Genomic DNA, 5,894 nt, shown 5'->3' with positions numbered 1-5,894 from the left:
CAGCGGCCCGGCGGCGCCCACCGGTGCGACCTGCCGCTCCGCGTCCGGCCCGCCCATCAGGTCCGTACCAACCCCTTGCCGAGTACTCACCCGCGCCGCAAGCTCGCTCCATGGAGCTGGAGTTGCGGCATCTGAGGACCGTCAGGACGATCGCGGAGGCAGGCAGTCTCACCAAGGCCGCCTCGCTGCTGGGGCTCGCGCAGCCCGCGCTGAGCGCGCAGCTCAGGCGGATCGAAGGGGCACTGGGCGGCGCGCTGTTCGAGCGGGGCGGCACGGTGTGCGGGCGACCGCGCTGGGCGCACTGGTACTGGAGCGCGCACGCATCGTGCTGCCCGTGGTGAGCGAACTGCAGCAGGAGGCCGTCCGGTTCACCCGGACCCGGCCCGCTCCGGAGCGGCTCCGGCTCGGCGGCACGCACGGTCCGCTCCTCGGCGCGCTGCTGGACCGGCCGGCGGGGGCCGTGCCCGGCTACGGGCCCGCGGGGCGCGGCCGGTCGTCGTGTCCCGCTCGCTGGCCTCGCTGGACGCGGCCAAGGCCCGGCTGGACCGTGCCGCGGCCCGGCACGCCACCACGGACACCCCCGTCTGGTACGTCGACGTCCGGTCCAACTCCCTGGTGGTGCAGGCGGTACGCCCCGCCGCCGTGGGTCCCCTGCTGGCGGCGGCCGGGGTCGACCGGTCCCTCGTACGCACGGTGAGGTCGGCCGAGCGGCCGCGGCCGCTGTACGACCTGCGCGGCGGTGACGCCTACTACACCGACGGCCGCACCCGGTGCTCGATCGGCTTCCCCGTCACCCGGGGCACCCAGCAGGGCTTCGCCTCGGCGGGCCACTGCGGCCGGGCCGGCAGCACCACCACCGGCTCCAACCAGGTCGCTCAGGGCACCTTCCAGGCGTCCGTCTTCCCCGGCAACGACATGTCCTGGGTGGCCACCAACTCCAGCTGGACGGCGACCCCGTACGTCAACGGCTCCAGCGTGCAGGTCGCCGGGTCCACACGGGCGACGGTGGGCGCCTCGGTGTGCCGTTCCGGTTCCACCACCGGCTGGCACTGCGGCACCGTCCAGCAGCTGGACACCAGCGTGACCTACCAGGAGGGCACCGTCAGCGGTGTCACCCGTACCTCGGTGTGCGCCGAACCCGGCGACTCGGGCGGCTCGTTCCTCTCCGGCAGTCAGGCCCAGGGCGTCACCTCGGGCGGGTCGGGCGGCTGCACCAGCGGCGGCACCACGTTCTTCCAGCCCGTCAACCCGATCCTGCAGAACTACGGCCTCACCCTGACGACCACCGGCGGCCCCGGTCCTGGCCCCGGCCCCGGCGATCCGGGCGGCACCTGGTCGGCCGGCACCGTGTACCAGGCGGGCGACACGGTGACCTACGGCGGAGCCACCTACCGCTGCCTCCAGGGCCACCAGGCGCAGCCCGGCTGGGAGCCCCCGAACGTACCGGCGCTGTGGCAACGCCTCTGACATCCGTGCCCCACCATCCAGGGCCGCTCCCCGAACCTCGAGGGAGCGGCCCTCGAGCACGCCGCCTTACAGGAGAGCGAAATCGCGAAGAGCTCTCCGATAACATGCTCGAACTGACGATCACCCGTATCGCCTGCCCTTCGCCGGAAAACCTGCCATCCAGCACGACGAGCAGCCAATTCAACCAAAACTAACAAATCGGCCAGACAATTGATATCGATAATATCGCGGGCGTTTCCGCGAAAAGAAGGCGGAATAGAGCCCTCCATATGGCGGCAGCCACGGACGATCCTGTGGACCGCGGTGGGAGTGGTGGCCCTCGGGTTCCTGATCGCGCTGGAGATCGCGGCGCGCCATTACGGGCAACCCGGACCTATCACCAATCAGGCGAAAGAGGTGATATTCCGCCCCAAGTCGGGACCGCTGCTCTACGGCAGCATGGCGTTGATGATGGTGGTGCTGCCCTGGCGGCAACGGCTGATCGCTGCCGGGGTCGCGGTCGGCATCGACCTGGTGTTCTGGCTCGTGCGGTCGGTGGCCGGCGTCCACTCGACGGAGGGCCACGCCTTCGGGAACGGCGCGCTGTGGGTCATCGTCGGGTGCGCGGTCGTCGCGATCACCCGCCGCGCCGGTGAGGAGCGCGTCCTGCTGCTGAAGGGCGTCGGGCTGGCACTGCTGCTGGTGGCGGGGCGCAAGACGGGCGACGCCTGGCTGCTGATCACGTCCAAGACCCGCCCGTCGGTGCTCGACCAGTACGTGGCCAACGCCGATCGGGCGCTGGGCGACCCCTCCTGGGTCGCGGGCCGGATCGTCGAGGCCACCGGCTCCGTCGGCGCCCACGTCCTCGACTACGTCTACATCCAGCTCGCGGTCGCCGCGGTCGTCGTCACGCTGTACCAGCTGCGCCATGTGGCGGCCGAGGGGCGCTTCCCGCGCCATCATCTGGTGCGCACCTTCTTGATGATCGGCCTCCTCGGGCCGGGCATCTACATGCTCTTCCCGGTCGTCGGACCGATCTTCGCCTACGGCGCCGACGGCGGGCACTGGGCGGTGGCCGACCTGTGGCCCAACACGCCGCCTCCGGTCGGGACGCCGCACCCGATGCCGTTCGACGGGATCACCCCGCGCAACTGCATGCCCAGCCTGCACACCGCGTGGGCCACGGCCATCTTCATCCACTCCCGCAAGGGCCCGAGGCTTCTGCGGTACGCGGGGACCTTCTGGCTGATCGCCACCCTCGGCGCGACGCTCGGCTTCGGCTACCACTACGGCACCGACATCGTGGCCGGTGTGGTGTTCACGCTCACGATCGAGGCGGCCATGCTGTCGCTCGCGCGCGGCTGGGACCGGTCGGGCGTCAACCTGGTCGTCTACGGCACGGTGGTCTTCACCGCCCTGCTGGTGTCGTACCGCTACCTGCCGGTGCAGATGGCCAGGCATCCGTGGGCGTTCGGGCCGGTGATCCTGCTGGCGATGGCCTCGGTGATCCAGGGCTACGCACGCACCACCAGGCAGTGGGAACCGAAGGCCGAGCCCGCGCCGCAACTGGAGCCGCAGCCCGAACCGGTGTGACCACTGCCGCCGCCGAGGAAGGCCGTCCGAGGTGGCGCCGCCCGCGCACGCGGTGTGGCCCACCGGACGGCCTTCGCCGCCCCACACGGGCTGAGGCCCCCGGTGGGGGTCAGGGCCTGAGGTGCCCAAGGGTGAACTCGGGCAGGGCGTAGGGGCCGGCCTGGGGTGCGGCGGGATCGGACCCGACGAGCTGCTGGCCGCCGTCGATGTCGTAAGTGGCGCCCGTGAGGGCCTCGTTGACCATGATGTGCGTGGCGAGGGCCGCCACGTCCGCCGGTCCGACGACCCGGCCGATGGGCAGGGTCTTCCTCAACTGCTCGCGCCGCTCGTCGAGTCGGTCGCCGAGGAGAGCGGCCGACAGGGGCGTGTCCACGAACCCGGCCGCGATGAGGTTGATCCGCACCGGGGCGACCTCCAGCGCCAGGTTGGCGGTCAGCGCCGGCAGCGCCGCGGTGACGGCGCCCATCACGGCCATGCCCACCGCGGGCCGCCGGCCGCCGGTTCCGCCGATGAACAGCAGGGTTCCCCCCGCCCGGACCTTCTCCCGACCCGCCCGCGCCACCGCCAGCATCATCGCGATACGCCCGCCGAACTCGCGCCCCGACTCGGCCGGTTCGATCTCCGCGAGCGGCCGGTACGACGGACTGCCCGCCGTGACCAGCACATGGTCGACCTTCCCGGGCAGTTCCCGGAGGAAGTCCTCCAGACGGGAGGTGTCCTGCGCGTCGAAGACCGCCGTGCTCAGCGGCTTCAGCTCGTCCGCCGCCTGCTTCAGACGTTCGGCGTTCCGCGCCGCGAGCACCACTTCCGCCCCGGCCGCCCGTGCCTGCCGCGCGGTCTCGAGCCCGATGCCCGCGCTGCCGCCCACCACCACGACCGTCTGCCCGGCGAGTCCCGGGATCGCTCCGCCGTCTTTCCGCTCGGTCCCACTCATCGGACATCACCGCCGTCCCTGCCTGGTTCCCGCACGTCCCCGGCCGGCCTGAGCGCCCTCAAGTCTGTCACCGCCCGAGCCCTGCCGCAGCCGGGAGCGCCCTAGGCTGTATGTGTGCGCATGCGTCCGATCGTCGGCCCCGTACCCGACAGCGGCGTGCACCCCGCCGGCGGAATGGACGAGATCACCGCCCAGCTCGCGGCAGGCCGGGTGGCCGTCCTGACGGGAGCCGGGATCTCCACCGAGTCCGGCATTCCCGACTACCGGGGCGTGACCGGCCGGCACCGGCGGCACTCCCCCATGACGTACCAGGACTTCGTCTCGGACGAGGCGAACCGGCGCCGCTACTGGGCCCGCGGCTACGTGGGGCGCCGTGCGATCGCGGGCGCACGGCCCAACAGCGGGCACCACGCCGTGCAGGCGCTGCGTGCCTCCGGCCACGTCGACGCCGTGATCACGCAGAACGTCGACGGGCTGCACCAGGCCGCCGGGACGACGGACGCCGTCGCGCTCCACGGCAGCCTGGACCGGGTCGTCTGCCTCGACTGCGGGGTCGTCGGTCCCCGTGACGAACTCGACGCCCGTCTGCTCGACGCCAACGGGGAGTTCCTCGCCGCGCACGCCGCCGCCGGCCTGCGCGTGAATCCGGACGGCGACATCGAACTGCCGGACGACCTCGTCGACACCTTCCGTGTCGTGCCGTGCCCGCGGTGCGGGGGCGTGCTCAAGCCGTACGTCGTCTTCTTCGGCGAGAACGTGCCCAAGCACCGCGTCGAGCGGTGCTTCGACCTGATCGACGCGGCGGACTCGCTGCTCGTGCTCGGCTCGTCCCTCGCCGTGCTGTCGGGGCTGCGGTTCGTGCGGCGCGCCGCGAAGGACGGCAAGCCGGTCGCCATCGTCAACCTGGGCCCGACCCGGGCCGACGGCATCGCGGACGCGCGCGTCGCGATGCCCCTCGGTGAGGCCCTCGCCGAGCTGACCCGGCGCCTGGACGTGCGCTGAACCCGCGCCGCCCGCCCGAGCGACCCGCTCGGTGTGTGCCGGGTCGGGTGGTCAGTGGTCGAGGAAGGGCCGCAGGACGGCGGCCTCGGCGCGGAGTCGTGCGGCCCGGTCGGCGTGCGCCGGTCCGGTCAGCGTCGCCGCCACGCGCAGGCGCTCGGTGATCTCCTCGCGCACGATGTCCGCCGCGGCGCCCTCACTCAGCTCACGCCGGGCCGCCTCGGTGGCGCCGGCGCCGACGGGTGACTGTTCGAGGGCCGAAACGCGCTGTCCGGCGTCGGCCACGGGTACCGCCTCCGCGTTGTCGAGCGCGGCGAGCGTGGCGCGCAGGGCGCTCACCGCGGTCTTGTCGCGGGCGCGGATCGCTTCGGGAAGAGCTTGACGCATCCGGATACGCAGGGACATGACAGGACCCTATAGGTCCTGTGACCGAGGCTGCCAAAAAAACTTCCGGCGACGTGTCGAGAATCCGCGGGCCGCTCCGTCCCAGGGGTGAAGGCGGCCACAATGGGTCGCACCGGCACCGAGGAGAACCACGATGGCCAAGTACCTGCTGCTCAAGCACTACCGGGGCGCCCCGGCGGCGGTCAACGACGTACCGATGGACCAGTGGACGCCCGAGGAGATCTCGGCGCACATGAAGTACATGCACGACTTCGCCGCGCGGCTGGAGAAGACCGGCGAGTTCGTCGACGGTCAGGCGCTCGCCCCGGAGGGCGCGTGGGTCCGCTACGACGGCGAGGGGCGCCCTCCGGTCACGGACGGCCCGTTCGCCGAGACCAAGGACCTCATCGCCGGCTGGATGGTCATCGACGTCGACAGCCACGAGCGGGCCGTCGAGCTGGCCGGGGAGCTCTCGGCCGCCCCCGGCGCGGGTGGGAAGCCGATCCACGAGTGGCTCGAGGTGCGCCCGTTCCTGACC

General features: G+C 72.3%; 6 protein-coding genes and 1 pseudogene. 5 read left to right on the top strand and 2 right to left on the bottom strand.

Annotated features, from left to right (window positions below):
• Positions 1 to 110: 110 nt before the first annotated feature.
• The 3 genes and pseudogenes from IE249_RS40005 to IE249_RS11615 form a co-directional block, all read left to right on the top strand.
• Positions 111 to 694, top strand: a pseudogene (locus IE249_RS40005) (alpha-lytic protease prodomain-containing protein); the annotation flags it as partial.
• 221 nt (positions 695 to 915) lie between these two features.
• A complete protein-coding gene (locus IE249_RS40000; protein ID WP_373304379.1) occupies positions 916 to 1,467 on the top strand; it encodes a carbohydrate-binding protein in 552 nt (183 codons plus the stop codon).
• Positions 1,468 to 1,776: 309 nt separating this feature from the next.
• On the top strand, positions 1,777 to 3,039 hold the full coding sequence (locus tag IE249_RS11615) for a phosphatase PAP2 family protein (RefSeq protein WP_189704918.1): 1,263 nt from the start codon (positions 1,777 to 1,779) through the stop codon (positions 3,037 to 3,039).
• A gap of 109 nt (positions 3,040 to 3,148) precedes the next feature.
• Here the strand turns inward: IE249_RS11615 and IE249_RS11610 are convergent, their stop codons facing one another.
• Complete coding sequence (locus IE249_RS11610) at positions 3,149 to 3,973, bottom strand: SDR family oxidoreductase (RefSeq protein ID WP_189704707.1); 825 nt, start codon at positions 3,971 to 3,973, stop codon at positions 3,149 to 3,151.
• 120 nt (positions 3,974 to 4,093) lie between these two features.
• Between IE249_RS11610 and IE249_RS11605 the strand changes: the two genes are divergently transcribed.
• Positions 4,094 to 4,975 carry an NAD-dependent protein deacetylase gene (locus tag IE249_RS11605; RefSeq protein WP_189704917.1) on the top strand — a complete coding sequence of 294 codons (882 nt, stop codon included), beginning with the start codon at positions 4,094 to 4,096 and terminating at the stop codon, positions 4,973 to 4,975.
• A gap of 51 nt (positions 4,976 to 5,026) precedes the next feature.
• Here the strand turns inward: IE249_RS11605 and IE249_RS11600 are convergent, their stop codons facing one another.
• Positions 5,027 to 5,335 carry a hypothetical protein gene (locus tag IE249_RS11600; protein WP_189704916.1) on the bottom strand — a complete coding sequence of 103 codons (309 nt, stop codon included), beginning with the start codon at positions 5,333 to 5,335 and terminating at the stop codon, positions 5,027 to 5,029.
• Positions 5,336 to 5,510: 175 nt separating this feature from the next.
• Between IE249_RS11600 and IE249_RS11595 the strand changes: the two genes are divergently transcribed.
• On the top strand, positions 5,511 to 5,894 hold a 384-nt coding region (locus tag IE249_RS11595; protein WP_189704706.1), incomplete at its 3' end, for a YciI family protein.

Source organism: Streptomyces anandii JCM 4720, from assembly GCF_014650655.1.
GTDB classification, from domain to species: domain Bacteria; phylum Actinomycetota; class Actinomycetes; order Streptomycetales; family Streptomycetaceae; genus Streptomyces; species Streptomyces anandii.
Note: the sequence above shows the minus strand (reverse complement) of the source record. Positions and strands in the feature narration are given on the sequence as shown.

What these genes read in the sequence shown, in the direction of transcription:
- IE249_RS40000 (WP_373304379.1), top strand. Translation starts at nt 916, where the DNA reads ATGTCCTGGGTGGCCACCAACTCCAGCTGGACGGCGACCCCGTACGTC.
- IE249_RS11610 (WP_189704707.1), bottom strand. Translation starts at nt 3,973, where the DNA reads ATGAGTGGGACCGAGCGGAAAGACGGCGGAGCGATCCCGGGACTCGCC.
- IE249_RS11605 (WP_189704917.1), top strand. Translation starts at nt 4,094, where the DNA reads ATGCGTCCGATCGTCGGCCCCGTACCCGACAGCGGCGTGCACCCCGCC.